We start from the raw sequence: 20,953 nt of genomic DNA on the forward strand, positions 1-20,953 counted from the left end.
CAGGCTACCAGCCGCGGCACCAACTACCGAACTGCCAGCACTATTCGCCGACGGCGCGCGGCAAGTCCCGCGGCCAACCGAAGGTCCGCATCGCCATCGCGTAGTCCAGATGCTCGAAGACGGGGTCCTCGTCGTCGATTTCCAGGACCACCGCGCCGGGGCGTCGCAGCCGCGACGGGACCACGTCGTAGTCGCGGTCGTAGGCGTTCTCCACGCCGAGCCGCGCCCGCGCCATCCGCTTCATCCGGCGGTTGCGCACCTTCTCCTCGATGCGGGTCTGGCGCCGCAGGTAACCCAGGTACATCAGGGTGATCGCAGTGGAGGTGCCGCACACCCACCAGGCGGTCGGCGAGATCTTGAAAGCCGCGGTGGCCGAGCCGACCAGGACGACCGCCATCACCATCAGGACCTTCCTGCGGAACGCATACTTGCGGGCGCTCACCGCGGCGGCGGTCTTGTTGTCGAACCGACGCCGCCGTGATGCGTTGCGCGGCATGGGCGCCGGCGCCTCCTCCTCGGCGTCGTCAGCCTCGGCGGCGGGCTCCAGACCGGAGGAATCCTCGACGTACTCGTAGCTGTCCTCGTCAGCGTCGTCGCGTTTGGCGACGGCCTCGGTGTCGGCCTCGTCGTCTTCGATCGGCTCGATGTCGGCCGTCTCCGGCTCGGCCGCAGAATCGCTGGCCCCCACCGGAAGGACGTGGGAATCCTCGACGACATCGACGTCGAGGTAGTCGGGCTCGGTGGGCTCGGCGACGGCCATCCTCATCACGACCGGGCGCCTGCGGCTCAGCTCGTCGGTGTCGGCCTCGTCGTCCGCCTCATGGTCGCGGTCTTCATCCTCGGAGAAGTCGCGCTCCTCATCGAGGTCGGTGTCGGCCGACTCTTCCGGCGGCGTCCAGTTGGGGTCGCTGCGATGCCCGGCGGCGGGACCAGTGCGCTTGATCAGCCGGGAGTTGCCTCCGCCGTTGAGCACCCGGGTGGCCAGGGCCACGTCGCTGGTGCGCCGCACCGCGTCGCGCTTGCTGACGAGCATCGGCACCAAGACGAACAGCCACAGCACCACGAGCGATATCCACAACAAAGACTGCGGGATGCTTGGCATGATGACCTGCTCTCTTCGGTGTCCATCCCCCGCGGAGCCCATTGGTGGCCAACGCGGCGGTCTACTGACCAGGACAATTACACACCTGTAATTTGCCTCTCACAAGCACCACGAGTCACTCGTGTCGCGCCAGTCCCAGAACGGCAACGATTTCGACTCCCCCGCGAGCCGTCGGAAACCCTATCTAGGGACGGCGAATTGCGCGCCTCGCCGGCGGGGCGGTCACACCCAGCTGGCGTTACCGCCCCGGACCAGCGCCGATGCCACCGAACCGCTCACCTCTTCGACGGTGATGGCCATCAGCAGATGATCTCGCCACGCCCTGTCGACTTCCAGGTAGCGCTGCAGCAGGCCCTCCTGGCGGAAGCCGACTTTGGCCAGCACGGCGCGGCTCGCGGCGTTTTCCGGGCGCACGGTCGCCTCCACCCGGTGCAGCATCACCGGGCCAAAGCAGTGATCCAACCCCAGCGCCAGCGCGGCGGTGGCCACGCCGCCGCCAGTGGCCGACCGCGGCACCCAGTAGCCGATCCACGCCGACCGCAGTGCGCCGTGGGTGACATTGCCGATGGTCAGCTGGCCGCAGAAGCGGCCGTCGAGCTCGATGACGTAGGGCAGCATCCGCCCCTGCCGCGCCTCGGCGCGCAGACCAGAACACAACGCCGGCCATGCCGCCACCGCGTGACGGCTCGTCCAATCGCCCTCGGAGCTGGGCTCCCACGGTTCCAGGTGCGCGCGATCGGTCAGCCGGATCCGGCTCCACTGCGCTCCGTCGCGCAGCCGCACCGCCCGCAACCGGACGATGCCCGCCGGAACCCGAAGTGGCCCAACGCTCATGGGCCAACCTGGATGACGGGAATTGGAGAGCAACAGGTTCACCATGTGTGCAGTCGTTTCGCTCAGCCGCGCTGAGCCAGGAAGGCGACGTCGACGATCTCGCCGGTGCGAATCTGCTCGGCGCCGCTGGGCACCACGACCAGACAGTTCGCTTCGGCGAGGGTGGCCAACAGGTGCGACGACGCGCCTGGGGCGCCGCCGAGCGCCTGCACCAGATACTCCCCGCTCTCCTGGTCGCGCATCAGCTGGCCGCGCAGGAAGCCCTTGCGTCCGGCCACCGACGTGATGGGCGACAGCGTGCGCGCCTGCACGATGCGGCGCATCGGCTGACGCTTGCCCAGCGACAGCCGGATCAGCGGACGGACCATCACCTCGAAGACCACCAGCGCGCTCACCGGGTTGGCCGGCAGCAGGAAGGTCGGCACGCCCTCGCGGCCCAGCTGCCCGAAACCCTGGATGGATCCCGGATGCATGGCGACGCGCACGACCTCTATTTCACCGAGCTCGGCGAGCATCTGGCGCACCGCCTCGGCCGCGGCGCCCCCGACCGCGCCGGCGATGACGATCACCTCTGCGCGATTGATCTGGCCCTCGACGATCTCGCGGAGCTCGCGGGGCCCGCCGCTGACGATCCCGACCCGGTTGACCTCCGCGCCGGCATCGCGGGCCGCCGCCGCCAGCGCGTAGGAGTTGACGTCGTAGACCTGCCCGTTGCCCGGGTTGCGCGAGATGTCGACCAGCTCGCCGCCCAGCGCCATGATCGTCACCCGAGGCCGCGGGTGAACCAGCACCCGCTCGCGACCGACCGCGGCCAGCAGCCCGACTTGCGCCGCACCGATCACCGTCCCGGACCGCACCGCGACGTCACCGGGCTGGACGTCGTCGCCGGCGCGGCGCACGTAGGCGCCCGACGGCGCACCCCGCAGCACCCGCACCCGCTGCGTCCCGCCGTCGGTCCACCGCAACGGCAGGACCGCGTCGGCCAGGGTCGGCAGCGGCGCCCCGGTCTGCACGCGCACGGCCTGGCGCGGCTGCAACCGGCTCGGGGTGCGCGACCCCGCCTCGACCATGCCCATCACCGGCAGCACCAGGCCCTCGCGCCCGTCGCCCTCGCCCGACTCATCGAACGGCCCCGGCAGACCCTCGCTGCCCACCTCGCCGACACCGAGGACGTCGACGCTGCGCACCGCATAGCCGTCGATCGCGGCCTGGTCGAAGCCGGGCATCGGGCGTTCGGTCACCACTTCTTCGGCGCACAACAATCCCTGGGCCTCGGCGATCGCCACACGTATCGGCCGCGGGGCCACCGCGGCGGCCGTGATCCGGGCCTGCTGCTCTTCCACCGAACGCACAGCGCGCCTCTCTGCCGTCGGGCCGCGCAGGGCGACCGCTCACTGCGCAGGCGGGGCATCCCGCCCGGGACCGCTACGCGTTGCGCCGGCCGCCGTCGTCCGCCAGCCGGGTCAGCGCCCGGCTACTGCTCGGCCAGACCTAATCGCGCCACCAACCACTGCCGCAAATCCGGCCCGTAGTCGTCTCGATCCAATGCAAAGTCAACCGCAGCCTTGAGGTAGCCGCCAGGATTTCCCAAGTCGTGTCGAGATCCGCGATGCACGACCACGTGCACCGGGTGGCCCTCGGCTATCAGCAACGCGATCCCGTCGGTGAGCTGTACTTCGCCGCCGGCCCCGCGCTCAATGCGACGCAGCGCATCGAAGATGGCGCGGTCGAGCACGTAACGGCCGGCCGCGGCGAACAACGACGGCGCGTTCCCGGCGGGAGGCTTCTCGACCATGCCGTTGACCTTGAGCACGTCGGGATTGTCGTCGTCGGGAATCGGTTCGACGTCGAAAACGCCGTAGGCGCTGACCTCTTCGGGCGTCACCTCGATGGCACACAACACCGTGCCGCCGTAGTGCGCGCGCACCTTCGACATCGTGCCCAGCACGCCGGTGGGCAGCACCAGGTCGTCGGGCAGCAGCACCGCAATGGCGTCCTCGTCGTCGGCCAGCCGCGACTCGACGCAGCCGATCGCGTGTCCCAGGCCCAGCGGCTCGCTCTGCACCACCGACTCGACCTTGATCAGCTGCGGCGCGCGCCGGACCTTGTCGAGCATCGCCGTCTTGCCGCGCTCCTCCAGCGTGCTTTCCAGCACCAGGTCTTCGACGAAGTGCGCGACGACGCCGTCCTTGCCCTCCGACGTGATGATCACCAGGCGCTCGGCGCCGGCCTCGGCCGCCTCGGCGGCCACCAGCTCGATGCCCGGCGTATCGACAACCGGAAGCAGCTCCTTGGGGACCGTTTTGGTCGCCGGCAAGAAGCGGGTACCGAGGCCCGCGGCGGGCACGACCGCAGTGCGTGGCACCACCACGTTTGGGCTTGACATTGTTCACACGATAACCCGCATCCACTTCGCCGAGTCGATGTGGCGCGGGCAAAGACCCGGCTGTCATGGTTAACGAATGGCGACCACCAGCAAAGCCGCGCTGCGCGACCAGCTGCTTGCCGCCCGACGCCACGTTGCCGACGACGTTCGCGCCGCCGAGGCGCGGCAGGTGTGCGAGCGGCTGGAGGCGCTGGAAAGCATTGTGACCAGGGACAGCACGATCTGCGCCTACGTGCCGGTGGGCACCGAGCCGGGGTCCATCGAGATGCTCGACATGTTGCTGCGGCGCACGGGGCGAGTGCTGCTGCCGGTTGCGCGCACCGCGGCCGACAACACGCCGCTGCCGCTGAGCTGGGGCGAATACCGGCCCGGCACGCTGACCACCGGGCGGTGGGGGCTGCTCGAACCACCGCAGCCGTGGCTGCCGTCAGCCGCCTTGGCGCAAGCCGGTGTGGTGCTGGTGCCGGCCCTGGCCGTCGACCGCCGCGGTGTGCGGCTGGGCCGGGGCCGCGGGTTCTACGACCGCTCGCTGGGCGGCCGAGACCCCCACGCGCGGCTGATCGCGGTCGTCCGCGACGCCGAGGTGCTCGACGAATTACCGGCCGATCCGCACGACATTCCGATGACCCATGCACTCACGCCGCGGCAGGGATTGATCGATCTCGCCGGGCGCTGACATGTCGGGAATGAGACACGTCACGTGGCGGTTCTAGCACTTGAGACGCTAGAGTGCTAATCACGTTTGCAATCATCCGGAGGTTGTTGTGCCGACTTACAGCTATCAGTGCACCGAGTGCGACGATCGCTTCGACATCGTGCAGGCCTTCACCGACGACGCGCTGACCACGTGCAAACGCTGCTCCGGGCGACTGCGCAAGCGCTTCAACTCCGTCGGGGTGGTGTTCAAGGGCAGCGGTTTCTATCGCACCGACAGCCGCGAGTCCGGCAAGAAGTCGTCGGCTTCGAGCAACGGCTCGTCGAGCGACTCGGGATCAAACGGCTCGAACTCCAGCGAAAAATCCGGCTCGAGCACCAGTGACAAGTCCAGCTCGAGCGACAAGTCGAGCAGCAGCTCCACGACTTCCACCGCCGCGGCCACCAGCTGACGGGTTATCCACACCTGCCTCGCCGGCCGTGAGCCCGAGCGCCCGGTAGCGCCTACCGTTGTCGCGTGGGCGAATCATCGCTGAACCCAAGCCTATTGAGCCGGCTCGCGCTGTGGTTGCGCCCGGACTGGACTCGCACCGTGCTGGTACGCCGCGTCGCGGCGGGCGGGCTGGTGGTGCTGGCCGGTATCGTGACGCTGCGGTCCAACCCCGCCGGTGACTATGCGCAAGTCGTGGTGGCCGAGCATGACCTGCGTCCCGGCGCCGCGTTGACTCCCGCCGACGTACGGCTCGAAAAGCGTTTGACCGCAACAGTTCCCGATGGAGCACGAGCCGACCTGGGCGCGGTGGTGGGTTCGACGCTGGCCGGCCCGACCCGGCGCGGTGAGGTGCTCACCGACGTCCGGTTACTGGGAAGCCGGTTGGCTGAGGCCGCAATCGGGTCGGCGTCGGGGCCTGGCGCCCGCATCGTGCCGCTGCACTTGGCCGACGGCGCTCTGATCGACCTCGTGCGGGTGGGTGACGTGGTTGACGTGCTGGCCGCGCCGGCCACCAGTGGGCCGGACGATTCGCGCACCGCCCCCAAGGTGGTGGCCACCGACGCCGTGGTGGTGCTGGTCTCGGCCAAAGAAAAGATTCAGGCCGCCGACAGCGACCGCGTAGTGTTGGTTGCGCTGCCGGCTCGTGTGGCGAACGCGGTGGCAGGGTCGGCGCTGGGCCAGACCGTTACGCTCACCCTGCACTGAGTGCCTGGCCGTTGTTGGTCTGCTAGCCGACAGCCAACTCTGTCCAGTCCCAGAAAGGCGTCTCCAATGCTCAAAGGGTTCAAGGAATTTCTCTCCCGGGGCAACATCATCGATCTGTCCACCGCAGTGGTCATCGGTACCGCTTTCACCGCACTGGTCACGGCTTTCACCAACGCCATCATCAAGCCGTTGATCAACCGGATCGGCGTCAACCAGAAGTCCGATCTCGGCATCCTGAGGATCAGCATCGGTGGCGGTCAGACCATTGACCTGAACGACGTCTTGTCGGCCGCCATCAACTTCTTGATCATCGCCGCCGTGGTCTACTTCCTGGTCGTGCTGCCGTACACCACGCTGCGCAAACGCAATGAGGTCGAGCCGGCCGATGACGCGCAGGTCGTCCTGCTCAAAGAGATTCGCGACCTGCTCGCGCAGACCAATGGCGAGTCGCCGGGCAAACACGGGAGTGTCACCACCAAGCCGCCACCGGAGTACGGGCCCCGGGCGGAGGCCGAATCGAAGTAGCCTGCGAGCTGCGAGCTGGGCCCACGACCGGCCTGGGCTTTAAATCTCCAGGCTCGACAACTGCCCGATGATCTGAGCCGCCAACGGATTCAGCGTCGCCATCCCGTCGCGCACGGCGTAACGGGAGCCGGCCAGGTTGACCACCAGCGTGCTGCCGGACACCCCGGCGAGACCGCGTGACAATCCGGCGTCGATGATTCCCGCCGACAGGCCCGACCCGCGGATAGCCTCTGCGATACCGAGGATCTCGCGATCCAGGATCTCGCGGGTGGCCTCCGGGGTGACGTCGCGCGGCGTGACGCCCGTCCCGCCGACCGAGACGACCAGGTCCACCCCGCCGATCACCGCGGTGTTCAGCGCGTTGCGGATCTCGATCTCGTCAGCGGCGACCGCGACCACACCGTCGACGACGAATCCCGCCTCGGTCAGCAGCTCGGTCACCAACGGACCGCTGTGGTCCTCGTCCCCGTGAGCGGTGCGATCGTCGACCACCACAACCAGAGCCCGGCCAACTACCAATTCCGCACCCGTTTCCATGGGAGCAACCGTATATCCGAGCTCAGACAATCCCGTCACCGAGGGTTCGTCCACTTTCACTACTGATCCGCCTTCCCGAGGGTGACCGGCAACGTCCGGCTGCCGCCACCAGCGGGATCCTGGAACGTCAGCGAAATCTTGTCGCCGGGCGCCCTGGACCGCACGGCCGCGACCAACGCGTCGGCGCTGTTGATCGGACGGTCGTCGACCTTGGTGACGACCACGTTCTTGGGGACGCCGGCGGATGCCGCCGCACCGCCCGCGACGACGTCGACGACCTTGGCGCCGGGAGTGCCCTTGTCGTTGGTGACCTGCACGCCGAGCGAGGCGTGGGTCGCCTTGCCGGTGGCGATCAGCTCATCGGCGATGCGCTTGGCCTGATCGACCGGAATCGCGAAGCCCAGGCCGATCGAACCGCTCTGGGCATCCGGCGAGTCGGCGCCCAGGGTGGCGATGGCCGAGTTGACGCCCACCAGCTGGCCGTTCATGTTGACCAGCGCGCCACCAGAGTTACCGGGGTTGATCGCGGCGTCGGTCTGAATCGCGTCCAGCACGGTGTTCTGGTTGCCCGACTCACCGGTGGTGGACACCGGCCGGTTCAGCGCGCTGACGATGCCGGTGGTCACCGTGCCCGACAGGCCCAACGGCGATCCGATCGCGACGACCGGCTGGCCGACGCGCAAGTCCGACGAGGAGCCCAGCGAGATGGGCGTGAGTCCGGACATACCCTGCACGCGAATCACGGCGATATCGCTGGTGGGGTCCGCGCCGACCACCGTGAACGGTGCGGTGCGACCGTCAGAGAAGGTCACCGTCGTCTTGGGCGTCGGGGAGCCGGCACCGGCGCCGCCGGGACCACCCGGGATGCCGGGAGGCGCGGGAGCCGCGGGCGGAGCTCCCGGGGGGCCGCCGGGCCCCTTGGGCGGTCCCGCCGCGGCGGCGATCACGTGGTTGTTGGTCAGGATGAGCCCGTCGGTGGACAGGATGATGCCGGAGCCCTCTTCGGACTGGCGCCCTATGTCGGTCTCGAGCATCACGACGCTGGGCACGACCTTGGAGGCAACCCCTTCGACGCTGCCGGGCGGCATGTTCGCGGCCGGGACGCTGGGCGCCGCCCCGATGACCCGCCCACCGCCGTTACCGGTGGCGTGCGTACCGAGCTCGACGGCCGTCGCGGCGGCACCGCCGATACCGGCCGACACCACCGCGATGGCTAACGCACCGACAAACAACAGGCCTGTGCGAGAACGCTTTTGGGGTTCCTGCGGGACAGGCATTCCGGGCAGCATGCCAGGCATGGGACCTGTGCCGGTGCCTCCCGGGATCGGGCCTGCGCCGGTTCCCCCGGGGATCCGACCCTGCCCGGTGTTGCCGAAGGGCTCGTAGGGCGCACGGAACTGCGTCGTCGGCGACTGGGACGGCTGCGACCGATAGCGCCAGTCATATTGCTGGCTGTAGGGCTGCTGTTGTCCCGGGGCGTAGCCGGAGGACCCCGCATGGCTCGGGGCGGGCGCAGGCTGGTTCGGCGCGGGGGGGTATCCCGGCTGCTGCGGCGGTGGCGAATACCTCGGGTCATTCGTCATGTCGCTAAGTCGCTCTTCCTCTATCTCAGTGTTTCGGCAAGTCGACGGCTGGGTTCAACAGTAGCCGCAGACCTACCTTGCCCGCGCGGACTGAGAGTCCACTGAGATAACGTTCGCCGATTCCCGAGAGTTCGCCTCGTCACCGGTTATCGCGTCGGTGGGACCGGTCGCGACGTCTACCTGGTCGGTTTCCGCATCGGCGACGGCCGTGGCGTACGTCGACGCGGCCAGAGGCCGGCCGGGCAGCAGGACATAGAAGGACGTACCCGGGGGCTGACCGCCCGGAACGGTGTCCTCGACGCGCAGCAGCCCCCCATGATTGAGCACAACCTTTTTGACGATCGCCAACCCAAGTCCGGAGCCGGGCATGGCTCGTGCCGTCGTCGAGCGGTAGAACCGCTCGAACACCAGGCGGCGCTCCTGGGGCGGGATGCCGGGCCCGTGGTCGGCGATCACCAGCTCCGCGTGCGACGGGTCGAGCTGGCGCATCGTGACACCGACGCGGCCACCGGGCGGGCTCCACTTGGCGGCGTTGTCGAGCAGGTTCAGGACCGCGCGCGACAACCCGGCGCCGTCGCCGTAGATCTGCCACGGCGTCACGTCGACGTCGAAGTGAATGTCGTTGCGCCGACGCCTGACTCGCTCCAGGCTGCGATCGACGACCTCGGACACGTCGATGGGCTCGTGCACCACCTGGCCGGCGTCATCCCGGGTGAGGTCCACCAAATCGCCTACCAGCGTTGATAATTCTTCGATCTGCGCGATGACATCGGTGCGCAGGTCCACCATCTCCTGCTCGGGCAGGCGCGGCGCCCCCGGTTCCATCGCGGCCATCAACAGCTCGACGTTGGTCCGCAGCGACGTAAGCGGGGTCCGCAGTTCATGCCCGGCGTCGGTGACCAGCCGTGCCTGCCGCTCCCGGGACTCGGCGAGCGCGCGCAGCATCAGGTTGAACGACTCGGTTAGCCTTGCCAATTCGTCGCTACCGAACACGGGAATGGGTCTCAGGTCATCGGTGCGCGCCACCCGCTCGGCCGCTTCGGTCAGCCGTGCCACCGGGCGCAACCCGGCCCGGGTGACCATGCCGCCCGCCACCGCGGCGACCGCCACACCCACACCGCCCACGATCAGCAACACCCAGCGCAGCCGGTTCATCACCGCCTCGGTGGGCTTGAGGCTCTTGGAGATCAGCAGCGAGGTGCCGTTCTGCAGGTGCACCGCGAGAATCCGCTGATCACCGGCGGTGCGCCGCGACATGAACAAATCGCCGTGGATGACGGCTTTTTCCGCCGAACCGACCGGCAGGGTCTGACCCGGCTGCTGGGCGGTGTAGATCGCGTGGCCCGGGTTCACCAGCATCGCGTTGACGTCGGAATAGGCGGTGCCTTCGATGGCTTTGCCGGGGTCGGCGGCCAGTGAACCGCTGGCGATCAGCAGTTGCGCCCGGCTCTGCAGCTGGTTGTCGATGTCGCTGTACAGCGCGGCCGAGATCACGGCATAGACGGCGAAGGCCATCAGCACGACGACCATGGCGACCATCGACATGGCCAGCAGCATCACCCGCCACCGCAACGACAACGACGGCGTCGCGCGCAATGCTGGGCGCAGCGGTGGACGTTGAGGCCGGGGGAACCGGATCATCGAGGGACCCGCATCGTCACGGCGGCGTCTCCCGAAGGACGTATCCCACGCCGCGCACGGTGTGGATCAGCCGCGACTCCCCATCGGCTTCGGTCTTGCGCCGCAGATAGCCCACGTAGACCTCCAGCGCGTTGCCCGAGGTGGGGAAGTCGAATCCCCAGACCTCCTCGAGGATGCGGCTGCGGGTGAGCACCCGGCGCGGATTGGCGATCAGCATTTCCAGCAGCGCGAATTCGGTGCGGGTCAGGCTGATCCGGCGCTGGCCGCGGGTGACCTCGCGGGTGACCGGGTCCAGCGTCAGGTCCGAGAACGTCATCGCCACCGAATCGGCGTCCTCGTCCTCCGGCTTGGTGCGGCGCAGCAGCGCGCGCATCCGGGCCAACAGTTCTTCCAGGGCGAACGGCTTCGGCAGGTAGTCGTCGGCGCCGGCGTCCAGGCCGGCGACCCGTTCCGACACCGAATCGCGCGCGGTAAGCACCAGGATGGGCAGGTCGTCACCGGTGCTGCGCAGCTGACGGCACACCTCGAGGCCGTCCAGGCGCGGCATCATCACATCCAGGACGAGCGCGTCGGGGCGATCGCTCGCGATCAGTTCAAGGGCTTCGACCCCGTCATGGGCCAACTCAACGGAGTAGCCGTTGAAGGACAACGACCTACGCAGCGACTCGCGCACCGCGCGATCGTCGTCGACGACCAGTATTCGCACGGCCCCTAGTTTCGTCCCATCGCCTGAGACTGGCCTGAGAGGCGCGCCGGAAGGGGCTAGCGGCGGTCGAGGTCGATCAGACCGAGGCGGGCCGCCTTGAGCAGCCGCCGGGGCACTTTGTGCCGCTGACCTGCGACCGTCACACCGACGAGTTCGGTCTTCTCGGCCTTCCACTGCGCGCGCCGGCTACGGGTGTTCGCGCGCGACATTCTGCGCTTGGGTACGGCCATGGTCGGGCCTAACTCCTCAATGTGGGACTTGCAGTTCGGCATGTCGCGCGGCGTGGCTGGTGGGCCGAACGGGCGACGATCGCATATCAGGATAGTCGCTGGTCCGCTCGTGGCCAAAATGGACGCCCGCGTGCCGATCCCCGCCCGTCGGGCGCGCCGCGGGGACCCCGTTCCGAAGTGGGATCCTTGACGTGACACCGACGGTACCCGCTAACCTACCGGTTGGTTGGTTGATCCGAACCGGTGAATCCCCGAATGGAGGACAGGCATGGCCTCTGCTTCCGGCGCTTCCGGCGCCTCGGGCAGTCCCGGCGCCGTCCGGATCGCAAACTGCTCGGGGTTCTACGGCGACCGGCTGTCGGCCATGCGCGAGATGCTCACCGGCGGCGACGTCGACTACCTCACCGGCGACTACCTGGCCGAACTCACCATGCTGATCCTGGGCCGGGACCGAATGAAACACCCCGAGCGCGGCTACGCGAAGACCTTTCTGACCCAGCTCGAGGACTGCCTGGGCGAGGCCCGCGACCGCGGGGTCCGCATCGTCGCCAACGCCGGCGGCCTCAACCCGGCCGGCCTGGCCGACGCGATACGCGCGCTGGCCGAGCGCCTGGGCATCGACGCCCGGGTCGCCCATGTGGAGGGCGACGACCTGTTGTCGCGTGCCGCCGAACTCGGCCTGGGCAGCCCGCTGACCGCGAACGCGTACCTGGGCGCCTGGGGGATCGTCGACTGCCTCGACGACGGCGCCGACGTGGTCGTTACCGGCCGCGTCACCGACGCCTCGGTGATCGTCGGGGCGGCCGCCGCACACTTCGGGTGGGACCGCACCGACTACGACCGGCTCGCCGGCGCCGTGGTCGCCGGCCACGTCATCGAGTGCGGGGTGCAGGCCACCGGCGGCAACTACTCGTTCTTCACCGAGGTCGCCGATCTCACCCACGCCGGTTTCCCCCTAGCTGAGGTCAGCGCCGACGGATCCTCGGTGATCACCAAACACCCGGGCACCGGCGGCCTGGTCAGCGTCGACACCGTCACCGCGCAGCTGCTCTACGAGATCACCGGCGCGCGCTACGCCAATCCCGACGTCACCGCCCGGATGGACAGCGTCGACTTGTCGTCCGACGGGCCCGACCGGGTGCGCATCAGCGGGGTTCGCGGCGAAGCCCCGCCACCCACCTACAAGGTGTCGATGAACAGCATCGGCGGGTTCCGCAACTCGATGACCTTCGTGTTGACCGGCTTGGACATCGAGGCCAAGGCCGACCTGGTGCGCCGGCAACTCGACGCCGCTTTGACGGTCAAGCCCGCCGAGCTGCAGTGGTCGCTGGCCCGCACCGACCACCCCGACGCCGACACCGAAGAGGCCGCCAGCGCCCTGTTGCACTGCGTTGTGCGTGACCCCGACCCCGCCAATGTCGGGCGCCAATTCTCCTCCGCCGCTGTCGAATTGGCGCTGGCCAGCTATCCGGGATTTCACGTGACAGCCCCGCCGGGCGACGGCCAGGTCTACGGCGTGTTCACCCCGGGTTACGTCGCCGCCGATCAGGTACCGCACGTCGCGGTACTCGCCGACGGATCACGTGTTGACATTCCATGCGCCACAGACACTTTGGAGCTCTCCCCCGTTGCTGCTGAACCACCGCTTCCGGAAGCGCTGCCCAACGGGCCGACCCGCCGGGTGCCGCTGGGTCGCATCGCCGCGGCCCGCAGCGGCGACAAGGGCGGCTCGGCGAACGTCGGAGTCTGGGTGCGTACCGACGAGCAATGGCGCTGGCTGGCCAACACTTTGACCGTCGAGCTGCTCCAGGAGCTGCTGCCCGAAGCGGCGGACTTCGACGTCACCCGCCACCTGCTGCCGAATCTGCGGGCGGTCAACTTCGTCATCGACGGCATCCTTGGCCAAGGCGTCGCGTACCAGGCTCGATTTGACCCCCAGGCCAAAGGGCTGGGCGAATGGCTCCGCGGCCGCTACCTCGACATCCCGGAGAGACTCCTGTGAATCTTTGGACCACGCCCGAGCGCGAACAGTTGCGAAAGACGGTGCGCTCGTTCGCAGAACGCGAGATCCTGCCCCACGTCGACGAGTGGGAGCGCACCGGCGACCTGCCGCGCGAGTTGCACCGCAGCGCCGGGGCCGCCGGGCTGCTGGGAGCCGGGTTCCCCGAATCCGTCGGCGGCGGTGGCGGCGACGGCGGCGACGCGGTGATCATCTGCGAGGAGATGCATCAGGCCGGGGCCCCGGGAGGTGTGTTCGCGTCACTGTTCGCCTGCGGCATCGCGGTGCCGCACATGATCGCCTCAGGCGATCAGCGGCTGATCGAGGAGTTCGTCCGCCCGACGCTGGCCGGCGAGAAGATCGGTTCGCTGGCCATCACCGAACCCGGCGGCGGTTCCGACGTCGGGCATTTGCGGACCTCCGCGGTCCTGGACGGTGATCACTATGTGGTCAACGGCGCCAAGACCTACATCACCTCCGGAGTTCGCGCCGACTACGTGGTGACCGCGGTACGCACCGGAGGTCCTGGCGCGGGCGGGGTTTCGCTGCTGGTTGTCGAGAAGGGCACGCCGGGCTTCGAGGTGTCCCGCAAGCTGGACAAGATGGGCTGGCGGTCCTCGGACACCGCCGAGCTGTCCTACACCGACGTACGCGTGCCTGTGGCCAACCTGGTCGGCGCCGAGAACAGTGGCTTCGCCCAGATCGCCCAGGCCTTCGTCTCCGAACGTATCGGCCTTGCCGCACAGGCCTATTCGAGCGCGCAGCGGTGCCTGGACCTCACGGTGCAATGGTGTCGCGACCGCGAAACGTTCGGTCGCCCATTGATATCGCGGCAGTCGGTGCAGAACACGTTGGCCGAGATGGCCCGTCGCATCGACGTCGCCCGGGTGTACTCGCGCAGCGTGGTGGAGCGGCAGCTCGCCGGCGAGACGAACCTGATTCCGCAGGTGTGTTTCGCCAAGAACACCGCCGTCGAGGCCGGCGAATGGGTGGCCAACCAAGCCGTTCAGCTGTTCGGCGGGATGGGTTACATGGCCGAATCCGAGGTGGAACGCCAATACCGGGACATGAGAATCCTGGGCATCGGCGGAGGAACCACCGAGATCCTGACCGCGCTGTCCGCCAAACTGCTGGGATTCCAATCATGACCGTGCTGCAGTCCACACTCGACGCCGAGGCCCCCGCCTTCACCGACGCGGCGGCGGCAGCGGCGGCGAAACTCGAGGAGATCGACACCGAGCTGGCCAATGCGCTGGCCGGCGGCGGGACCAAATACGTTGAGCGCCACCATGCTCGCGGCAAGCTGACGGCGCGCGAGCGCATCGAATTGCTCGTCGACCAGGACTCGCCGTTCCTGGAGCTCAGTCCGCTGGCGGCGTGGGGCAGCGCCTTCAAGGTAGGCGCCAGCACGGTCACCGGGATCGGCGTGGTCGAAGGCGTGGAATGCATGATCGTCGCCAACGACCCGACGGTCAAAGGCGGCACCAGCAACCCCTGGACACTGAAGAAGATCCTGCGGGCCAACCAGATCGCCTTCGAGAACCGGCTACCGGTCATCTCCCTGGTGGAATCCGGCGGCGCGGACCTGCCCACGCAGAAGGAGATCTTCATTCCGGGTGGGCGGATGTTCCGCGACCTGACCCGGCTGTCGGCGGCCGGGATCCCCACCATCGCATTGGTGTTCGGCAACTCCACCGCGGGTGGCGCCTACGTCCCGGGCATGTCCGATCACGTGGTGATGATCAAGGAACGCTCCAAGGTCTTCCTCGCGGGGCCCCCGCTGGTGAAGATGGCCACCGGTGAGGAATCCGACGACGAATCGCTCGGCGGCGCCGAAATGCACGCCCGGGTCTCGGGTTTGGCCGACTACTTCGCCGTCGACGAACTCGACGCGATCCGGATCGGCCGCCGCGTCGTCGCCCGGCTGAACTGGGCCAAGCAGGGGCCGAAGCCCAAACCGGTCACCGCGCCGCTGTTCGACACCGAGGAGCTCATCGGCATCGTGCCCGCGGATCTGCGCATTCCGTTCGACCCCCGGGAAGTGATCGCCCGCATCGTCGACGGCTCCGAATTCGACGAATTCAAGCCGCTGTACGGGTCGTCGCTGGTGACGGGCTGGGCCCAGTTACACGGCTATCCGATCGGCATCCTGGCCAACGCGCGCGGCGTGCTGTTCAGCGAGGAGTCCCAGAAGGCCACCCAGTTCATCCAGCTGGCCAACCGCTCCGACACGCCACTGTTGTTCCTGCACAACACCACCGGCTACATGGTGGGCAAGGACTACGAAGAGGGCGGGATGATCAAGCACGGCTCGATGATGATCAACGCCGTATCCAATTCGACCGTTCCGCACATCTCGCTGCTGATCGGCGCGTCCTACGGCGCGGGCCACTACGGCATGTGCGGCCGCGCCTACGACCCGCGGTTCCTCTTCGCGTGGCCGACCTCCAAGTCCGCGGTGATGGGCGGCGCCCAGCTGTCGGGCGTGTTGTCGATCGTCGCCCGCGCGGCCGCCGAGGCACGCGGCCAGCAGGTCGACGAGGAGGCCGACGCGGCGATGCGGGCCGCGGTCGAGGGCCAGATCGAAGCCGAGTCGCTGCCGATGGTGCTGTCCGGGATGCTCTACGACGACGGGGTGATCGACCCGCGCGATACCCGCACCGTGTTGGGAATATGTCTGTCCGCCATCGCCAATGGCCCGATCAAGGGGACGTCGAACTTCGGCGTCTTCCGGATGTGAGCCCCATGATCACTCGAGTACTGGTCGCCAACCGGGGCGAGATCGCCCGGCGGGTGTTCGCCACCTGCCGCCGGCTCGGCCTGGGCACCGTCGCCGTCTACACCGATCCCGACTCCGGCGCGCCCCACGTCGCCGAGGCCGACGCCCGGGTGCGGCTGGACAAGACCAACTACTACCTCAACGCCGCGGCCATCATCGCCGCCGCCCGCGCCGCGGGTGCCGACGCGATACACCCCGGCTACGGGTTCCTCTCGGAGAACGCCGAATTCGCGTCCGCCGTCCAGGACGCCGGCCTGACCTGGGTCGGCCCACCGGTGGACGCGGTGCGTGCAATGGGCTCCAAGATCGAGTCCAAGAAGCTGATGTCCGCGGCCGGGGTGCCCGTGCTCGACGAGCTCGACCCCGACACCGTCACCGAGGCGCAACTGCCGGTTCTGGTCAAGGCCTCCGCCGGCGGCGGTGGCCGCGGCATGCGGGTGGTCCGCGACTTGTCCGCTCTGGCAGGCGAAGTCGCCGCGGCGAGCCGCGAGGCGCAGTCCGCTTTCGGTGACCCGACCGTATTCTGCGAACGCTACCTGCCGACCGGGCACCACATCGAGGTTCAGGTCATGGCCGACACCCATGGCACCGTGTGGGCGGTCGGCGAACGCGAATGCTCGATCCAGCGCCGCCACCAGAAGATCATCGAGGAGGCCCCCTCGCCGCTGGTGGAGCGCACACCCGGCATGCGCGCCAAGCTGTTCGACGCGGCCCGGCTGGCCGCCGACGCCATCGGCTACACCGGAGCCGGGACGGTGGAGTTCCTGGCCGACGACGACGGCGAGTTCTACTTCCTCGAGATGAACACCCGGCTGCAGGTCGAACACCCGGTCACCGAGGAGACCACCGGACTCGACCTCGTCGAACTGCAGCTCGCCGTCGCCGACGGCGGGCGTCTCAACGCGGAACCACCTGCCGCCCAAGGCCATTCGATTGAAGCCCGGCTCTACGCCGAGGACCCCGCGAAGAACTGGCAGCCGCAGGCCGGCCAGGTGCACGCGTTCGACGTGCCGTCGGTCCGGACCGAGTTCACCTCGCTGGGACAACGGACCGGAATCCGGCTGGATTCCGGCATCGTCGACGGGTTCACCGTCTCGATCCACTACGACCCGATGCTGGCCAAGGTCATCTCCTATGCCCCGACGCGCCGCCAGGCGGCGCTGGTCCTCGCCGATGCACTGGCCCGCGCCCGCGTGCACGGCGTACGCACCAACCGCGATCTGCTGGTGAACGTGTTGCGGCATCCGGCGTTCCTCGACGGTGCCACCGACACCGCGTTTTTCGACACCCACGACCTGGAGCGGCTGGCCGCGCCGCTGGGCGACGACACGGTAATCCGCCTGTCCGCCGTCGCGGCCGCGCTCGCCGACGCCGCGCACAACCGCGCCGTCGCTCCGGTGTTGGGCGCCGTTCCCAGCGGCTGGCGCAACCTAGCGTCGGTCTATCAGGTCAGGGACTACCACGATGACGCGGGCGACGAGCTACGGGTTCAATACCGTTTCACCAGAACCGGCTTGGACCTGCCCGACGATCCGTCCGTGCAGCTGGTGTCGGCCACGCCCAATGACGTCGTGCTGCGGGCCGACGGCGTGGACCACGGCTTCTCGGTGCGGCGCTACGATTCCGACGTCTACGTCGATTCGGCACGCGGACCCGTGCACCTGATCGCCCTGCCGCGTTTTCCCGAGCCCGGTTCGACCGTCGAAAAGGGCTCGCTGGTGGCGCCGATGCCCGGCAGCGTCATCCGGCTCGGCGCCGCGATCGGCGACACCGTCAGCGCCGGCCAGCCGCTGGTCTGGCTGGAAGCCATGAAGATGGAACACACCATCGCCGCCCCGGTCGACGGGGTACTCGCCGAACTCAACGTCAAGACCGGTCAGCAAGTCGAAGTCGGCGCCGTGCTGGCAAGAGTGGTAGCGCCGCAACCAGAAGGGGATCAAGCATGACCGACACCAGCTTCATCGAGAGCGAGGAGCGTCAGGCCCTGCGCAAATCGGTGGCGGCGTGGGCAGCCAACTACGGCAGCGAGTACTACCTGCGCAAGGCCCGCGCCCACGAGCACACCGACGAATTATGGTCCGAGGCAGGCAAACTCGGCTTCCTCGGGGTGAACCTGCCCGAAGAGTACGGCGGTGGTGGCGCCGGAATGTACGAGCTGTCGCTCGTCATGGAGGAGATGGCGGCCGCGGGCAGCGCGCTGCTACTGATGGTGGTCTCGCCCGCCATCAACGGCACCATCATCAGCAAGTTCGGCACCGAGGAGCAGAAGAAGCGCTGGATCCCCGGCATCGCCGACGGCACACTGACGATGGCGTTCGCCATCACCGAGCCCGACGCCGGGTCCAACTCGCACAAGATCACCACCACCGCCCGCCGCGACGGCAGCGACTGGATCCTCAAGGGCCAGAAGGTCTTCATCTCCGGTATCGACCAGGCGCAGGCCGTGCTGGTGGTGGCCCGCACCGAAGAGGCCAAGACCGGCAAGCTGCGTCCCGCGCTGTTCGTGGTTCCCACCGACGCGCCCGGATTCACCTACACGCCAATCGAAATGGAACTGATCAGCCCCGAACGCCAGTTCCAGGTCTTCCTCGACGACGTTCGGCTGCCCGGCGACGCGCTGGTCGGCGCCGAAGACGCCGCCATCGCGCAGCTGTTCGCCGGGCTCAACCCCGAACGCATCATGGGCGCGGCGAGCTCGGTCGGGATGGGCCGGTTCGCCCTCAACAAGGCCGCCGATTACGTCAAGACCCGCCAGGTGTGGGGCACGCCGATCGGCGCGCACCAAGGCCTGTCACATCCGTTGGCGCAGTGCCACATCGAGGTCGAACTGGCCAAGCTGATGCTACAGAAGGCCGCCACCCTCTACGATTCCGGCAACGACATGGGCGCGGCCGAGGCGGCGAACATGGCCAAATACGCTGCGGCCGAGGCGGCCACGCGGTCGGTGGACCAGGCGGTGCAGTCGATGGGCGGCAACGGGCTGACCAAGGAGTACGGCGTGGCGGCGATGCTCACCTCGGCCCGGCTGGGCCGCATCGCTCCGGTCAGCCGCGAGATGGTGCTGAACTTCGTCGCGCAGACATCGCTGGGTCTGCCCCGAAGCTACTGATGGCTAGGTCCTTCTCATGACAAGGCTCGTCGAATACGCCGGGCCCGCCGACACGGGTGGCCCGTACGCGCGGCTGACGCTGAACTCACCGCACAACCGCAACGCCCTGTCCACCGCGCTGGTCAACCAACTGCACCAGGGCCTGCGCGACGCCTCGGCGGACCCTGCGGTGCGGCTGGTGGTGCTGGGCCACACCGGCGGCACCTTTTGTGCCGGTGCGGATCTGAGCGAGGGCGGCGCAGCCGGGCGAAGCGGGTCGCCACCATCGGCACGTGGCGATCGCGAGGGCGGCGCAGCCGGGCGAAGCGGGTCGCCACCATCGGCACGTGGCGATCGCGAGGGCGGCGCAGCCGGGCGAAGCGGGTCGCCACCAACGGCATACGCCATGGCCTTGGAGCGGGCCCGGGAGATGGCCGCCTTGATGCGGGCCATCGTCTCCTCGCCGCTGCCGGTGATCGCCGCGATCAATGGGCACGTCCGCGCCGGCGGATTCGGTCTGGTGGGCGCCTGCGATATCGCGCTCGCCGGCCCGCGCAGCACCTTCGCGCTGACCGAGGCCCGGATCGGCGTCGCCCCGGCGATCATCTCGTTGACGCTGCTGCCGAAACTGTCAGCGCGGGCCGCGGCGCGCTACTACCTCAGCGGCGAGACGTTCGACGCCGGCCGGGCAGCCGAGATCGGACTGATCACCGAGGCCGCCGAGGACGTTGACGCCGCGGTCGACAAATTGGTCTCCGACATCGGCCGCGGTTCACCGCAGGGCCTCGCGGCCTCCAAGGCATTGAACACGGCCGCGGTGCTGGATGGGTTCGACCGCGACGCCGAGCGGCTCGCCGAGGAATCGGCCCGGCTGTTCGTGTCCGACGAAGCGCGCGAAGGCATGCTGGCGTTCCTGGAGAAGCGGCCGCCCCGCTGGACGAGTTAGCCAGCCGAGAAGTTAGCCAGATGTCAAACAACGGGTCCGGCCGGACGGCCGGCGGCGCGGCGCGGGCCGGCGCAAGGTTGCAGTTTAGCCAATCCTCTTGCAGCAAAACCTGGACGTCGTAGGCTCGTGGGTGATGAGCAACTCAACGCAACGGGATGCGGAGGACACGCGCGACGAGCCGTCGCGCGCGGCTGATACTGATCGCATCCAGATTGCGCAGTTGCTCGCGTACGCGGCCGAGCAGGGCCGCCTGCAGCTCAATGACTACGAGGACCGCCTGACCAGGGCTTATGCAGCCACCACATACGAGGAGCTGGATCAGCTGCGGGCCGATCTGCCGGGGACGCCCGTCAGCCCTCGCCGTGGCGGCAAGCCCAATCCGGCGCCGTCGACGCTTCTGCTGGCGTTGATGAGCGGCTTCGAGCGCCGCGGGCGATGGAATGTCCCGAAGAAGCTCACCACCTTCACCCTGTGGGGCAGCGGGGTCGTCGATCTGCGCTACGCCGACTTCACCTCGACCGAGGTCGACATTCATGCGATGTCGATCATGGGCGTGCAGAACATTTTGCTGCCGCCCGAGGTCAACGTCGAGGTGCACGGCCGCGGCGTGATGGGCAACTTCGATCGCGCCGCCCTCGGGAAGGGCACTCCTGGCGCCCCGACCGTCCGTATTCGCGGCTTCTCGCTGTGGGGCGGGGTCGGAATCATCCGCAAGGCCCGCCGGCCACGCGGCTAACAGAACGTT

Annotated in this window: 20 protein-coding genes; 11 read left to right on the plus strand and 9 right to left on the minus strand. The window is 68.5% G+C overall.

Going from position 1 to position 20,953, the window contains the following annotated elements; all coding sequences use genetic code 11:
• Positions 1–40: 40 nt before the first annotated feature.
• From sepX to ACZYVJ_RS09495, 4 genes are all read right to left on the minus strand, one after another.
• Positions 41–1,102, minus strand: coding sequence for a divisome protein SepX/GlpR (sepX, locus tag ACZYVJ_RS09480; protein WP_463830770.1), 1,062 nt, complete (start codon positions 1,100–1,102; stop codon positions 41–43).
• Positions 1,103–1,324: 222 nt separating this feature from the next.
• The gene (locus ACZYVJ_RS09485; protein WP_463832925.1) at positions 1,325–1,978 is read right to left on the minus strand and encodes a GNAT family N-acetyltransferase; all 654 of its coding nucleotides are present in this window, start codon (positions 1,976–1,978) and stop codon (positions 1,325–1,327) included.
• A gap of 20 nt (positions 1,979–1,998) precedes the next feature.
• Positions 1,999–3,288, minus strand: coding sequence for a molybdotransferase-like divisome protein Glp (glp, locus tag ACZYVJ_RS09490; protein ID WP_463830771.1), 1,290 nt, complete (start codon positions 3,286–3,288; stop codon positions 1,999–2,001).
• Positions 3,289–3,410: 122 nt separating this feature from the next.
• Entirely contained in the window at positions 3,411–4,322 is a 912-nt protein-coding gene (locus tag ACZYVJ_RS09495) for a UTP--glucose-1-phosphate uridylyltransferase (RefSeq protein WP_463830772.1), read from the minus strand.
• 76 nt (positions 4,323–4,398) lie between these two features.
• Here ACZYVJ_RS09495 and ACZYVJ_RS09500 point away from each other — a divergent pair, with 76 nt between their 5' ends.
• The 4 genes from ACZYVJ_RS09500 (at position 4,399) to mscL (ending at position 6,699) form a co-directional block, all read left to right on the plus strand.
• Complete coding sequence (locus tag ACZYVJ_RS09500) at positions 4,399–4,998, plus strand: 5-formyltetrahydrofolate cyclo-ligase (RefSeq protein WP_463830773.1); 600 nt, start codon at positions 4,399–4,401, stop codon at positions 4,996–4,998.
• 88 nt (positions 4,999–5,086) lie between these two features.
• Complete coding sequence (locus ACZYVJ_RS09505; protein ID WP_463830774.1) at positions 5,087–5,428, plus strand: FmdB family zinc ribbon protein; 342 nt, start codon at positions 5,087–5,089, stop codon at positions 5,426–5,428.
• Between the two features lie 65 nt (positions 5,429–5,493).
• Positions 5,494–6,174, plus strand: coding sequence for an SAF domain-containing protein (locus tag ACZYVJ_RS09510; protein ID WP_463830775.1), 681 nt, complete (start codon positions 5,494–5,496; stop codon positions 6,172–6,174).
• 66 nt (positions 6,175–6,240) lie between these two features.
• Positions 6,241–6,699: a large-conductance mechanosensitive channel protein MscL gene (mscL, locus tag ACZYVJ_RS09515; protein ID WP_463830776.1), complete on the plus strand. Its 459-nt coding sequence runs from the start codon at positions 6,241–6,243 to the stop codon at positions 6,697–6,699.
• Positions 6,700–6,738: 39 nt separating this feature from the next.
• Here the strand turns inward: mscL and ACZYVJ_RS09520 are convergent, their stop codons facing one another.
• From ACZYVJ_RS09520 to rpmF, 5 genes are all read right to left on the minus strand, one after another.
• The gene (locus ACZYVJ_RS09520; protein ID WP_044487196.1) at positions 6,739–7,236 is read right to left on the minus strand and encodes a MogA/MoaB family molybdenum cofactor biosynthesis protein; all 498 of its coding nucleotides are present in this window, start codon (positions 7,234–7,236) and stop codon (positions 6,739–6,741) included.
• Between the two features lie 59 nt (positions 7,237–7,295).
• On the minus strand, positions 7,296–8,819 hold the full coding sequence (locus ACZYVJ_RS09525; protein WP_463830777.1) for a S1C family serine protease: 1,524 nt from the start codon (positions 8,817–8,819) through the stop codon (positions 7,296–7,298).
• A gap of 72 nt (positions 8,820–8,891) precedes the next feature.
• A complete protein-coding gene (locus tag ACZYVJ_RS09530) occupies positions 8,892–10,460 on the minus strand; it encodes a HAMP domain-containing sensor histidine kinase (RefSeq protein WP_463830778.1) in 1,569 nt (522 codons plus the stop codon).
• Positions 10,461–10,476: 16 nt separating this feature from the next.
• The gene (gene mprA, locus ACZYVJ_RS09535; protein ID WP_112632849.1) at positions 10,477–11,166 is read right to left on the minus strand and encodes a two-component system response regulator MprA; all 690 of its coding nucleotides are present in this window, start codon (positions 11,164–11,166) and stop codon (positions 10,477–10,479) included.
• A 56-nt stretch (positions 11,167–11,222) separates the two neighbouring features.
• Positions 11,223–11,396, minus strand: a complete 174-nt coding sequence (gene rpmF / locus ACZYVJ_RS09540; RefSeq protein ID WP_003872812.1) for a 50S ribosomal protein L32 — start codon at positions 11,394–11,396, stop codon at positions 11,223–11,225.
• Between the two features lie 268 nt (positions 11,397–11,664).
• Between rpmF and ACZYVJ_RS09545 the strand changes: the two genes are divergently transcribed.
• The 7 genes from ACZYVJ_RS09545 (at position 11,665) to ACZYVJ_RS09575 (ending at position 20,944) form a co-directional block, all read left to right on the plus strand.
• On the plus strand, positions 11,665–13,398 hold the full coding sequence (locus ACZYVJ_RS09545; protein WP_463830779.1) for an acyclic terpene utilization AtuA family protein: 1,734 nt from the start codon (positions 11,665–11,667) through the stop codon (positions 13,396–13,398).
• Entirely contained in the window at positions 13,395–14,543 is a 1,149-nt protein-coding gene (locus ACZYVJ_RS09550; RefSeq protein ID WP_463830780.1) for an acyl-CoA dehydrogenase family protein, read from the plus strand. The genes ACZYVJ_RS09545 and ACZYVJ_RS09550 overlap by 4 nt, the downstream gene beginning before the upstream one ends.
• A gap of 2 nt (positions 14,544–14,545) precedes the next feature.
• Positions 14,546–16,135: an acyl-CoA carboxylase subunit beta gene (locus tag ACZYVJ_RS09555; RefSeq protein ID WP_463832926.1), complete on the plus strand. Its 1,590-nt coding sequence runs from the start codon at positions 14,546–14,548 to the stop codon at positions 16,133–16,135.
• Positions 16,136–16,140: 5 nt separating this feature from the next.
• Complete coding sequence (locus ACZYVJ_RS09560; RefSeq protein ID WP_463830781.1) at positions 16,141–18,120, plus strand: acetyl/propionyl/methylcrotonyl-CoA carboxylase subunit alpha; 1,980 nt, start codon at positions 16,141–16,143, stop codon at positions 18,118–18,120.
• Positions 18,117–19,283, plus strand: coding sequence for an acyl-CoA dehydrogenase family protein (locus ACZYVJ_RS09565; RefSeq protein WP_463830782.1), 1,167 nt, complete (start codon positions 18,117–18,119; stop codon positions 19,281–19,283). Before ACZYVJ_RS09560 ends, ACZYVJ_RS09565 begins: the two co-directional genes overlap by 4 nt.
• A 16-nt stretch (positions 19,284–19,299) precedes the next feature.
• Positions 19,300–20,208: an enoyl-CoA hydratase family protein gene (locus ACZYVJ_RS09570; protein WP_463830783.1), complete on the plus strand. Its 909-nt coding sequence runs from the start codon at positions 19,300–19,302 to the stop codon at positions 20,206–20,208.
• Between the two features lie 133 nt (positions 20,209–20,341).
• On the plus strand, positions 20,342–20,944 hold the full coding sequence (locus ACZYVJ_RS09575) for a DUF1707 SHOCT-like domain-containing protein (protein WP_463830785.1): 603 nt from the start codon (positions 20,342–20,344) through the stop codon (positions 20,942–20,944).
• Positions 20,945–20,953 lie beyond the last annotated feature (9 nt).

Source organism: Mycobacterium sp. IDUB_3 (assembly GCF_055419585.1).

Excerpts from the sequence above, each read along its gene's own strand:
- sepX (WP_463830770.1), bottom strand. The coding sequence starts at position 1,102 with ATGCCAAGCATCCCGCAGTCTTTGTTGTGGATATCGCTCGTGGTGCTG.
- ACZYVJ_RS09495 (WP_463830772.1), bottom strand. The coding sequence starts at position 4,322 with ATGTCAAGCCCAAACGTGGTGGTGCCACGCACTGCGGTCGTGCCCGCC.
- ACZYVJ_RS09500 (WP_463830773.1), top strand. The coding sequence starts at position 4,399 with ATGGCGACCACCAGCAAAGCCGCGCTGCGCGACCAGCTGCTTGCCGCC.
- mscL (WP_463830776.1), top strand. The coding sequence starts at position 6,241 with ATGCTCAAAGGGTTCAAGGAATTTCTCTCCCGGGGCAACATCATCGAT.
- ACZYVJ_RS09520 (WP_044487196.1), bottom strand. The coding sequence starts at position 7,236 with ATGGAAACGGGTGCGGAATTGGTAGTTGGCCGGGCTCTGGTTGTGGTG.
- ACZYVJ_RS09525 (WP_463830777.1), bottom strand. The coding sequence starts at position 8,819 with ATGACGAATGACCCGAGGTATTCGCCACCGCCGCAGCAGCCGGGATAC.
- ACZYVJ_RS09530 (WP_463830778.1), bottom strand. The coding sequence starts at position 10,460 with ATGATCCGGTTCCCCCGGCCTCAACGTCCACCGCTGCGCCCAGCATTG.
- rpmF (WP_003872812.1), bottom strand. The coding sequence starts at position 11,396 with ATGGCCGTACCCAAGCGCAGAATGTCGCGCGCGAACACCCGTAGCCGG.
- ACZYVJ_RS09545 (WP_463830779.1), top strand. The coding sequence starts at position 11,665 with ATGGCCTCTGCTTCCGGCGCTTCCGGCGCCTCGGGCAGTCCCGGCGCC.
- ACZYVJ_RS09560 (WP_463830781.1), top strand. The coding sequence starts at position 16,141 with ATGATCACTCGAGTACTGGTCGCCAACCGGGGCGAGATCGCCCGGCGG.
- ACZYVJ_RS09565 (WP_463830782.1), top strand. The coding sequence starts at position 18,117 with ATGACCGACACCAGCTTCATCGAGAGCGAGGAGCGTCAGGCCCTGCGC.
- ACZYVJ_RS09570 (WP_463830783.1), top strand. The coding sequence starts at position 19,300 with ATGACAAGGCTCGTCGAATACGCCGGGCCCGCCGACACGGGTGGCCCG.
- ACZYVJ_RS09575 (WP_463830785.1), top strand. The coding sequence starts at position 20,342 with ATGAGCAACTCAACGCAACGGGATGCGGAGGACACGCGCGACGAGCCG.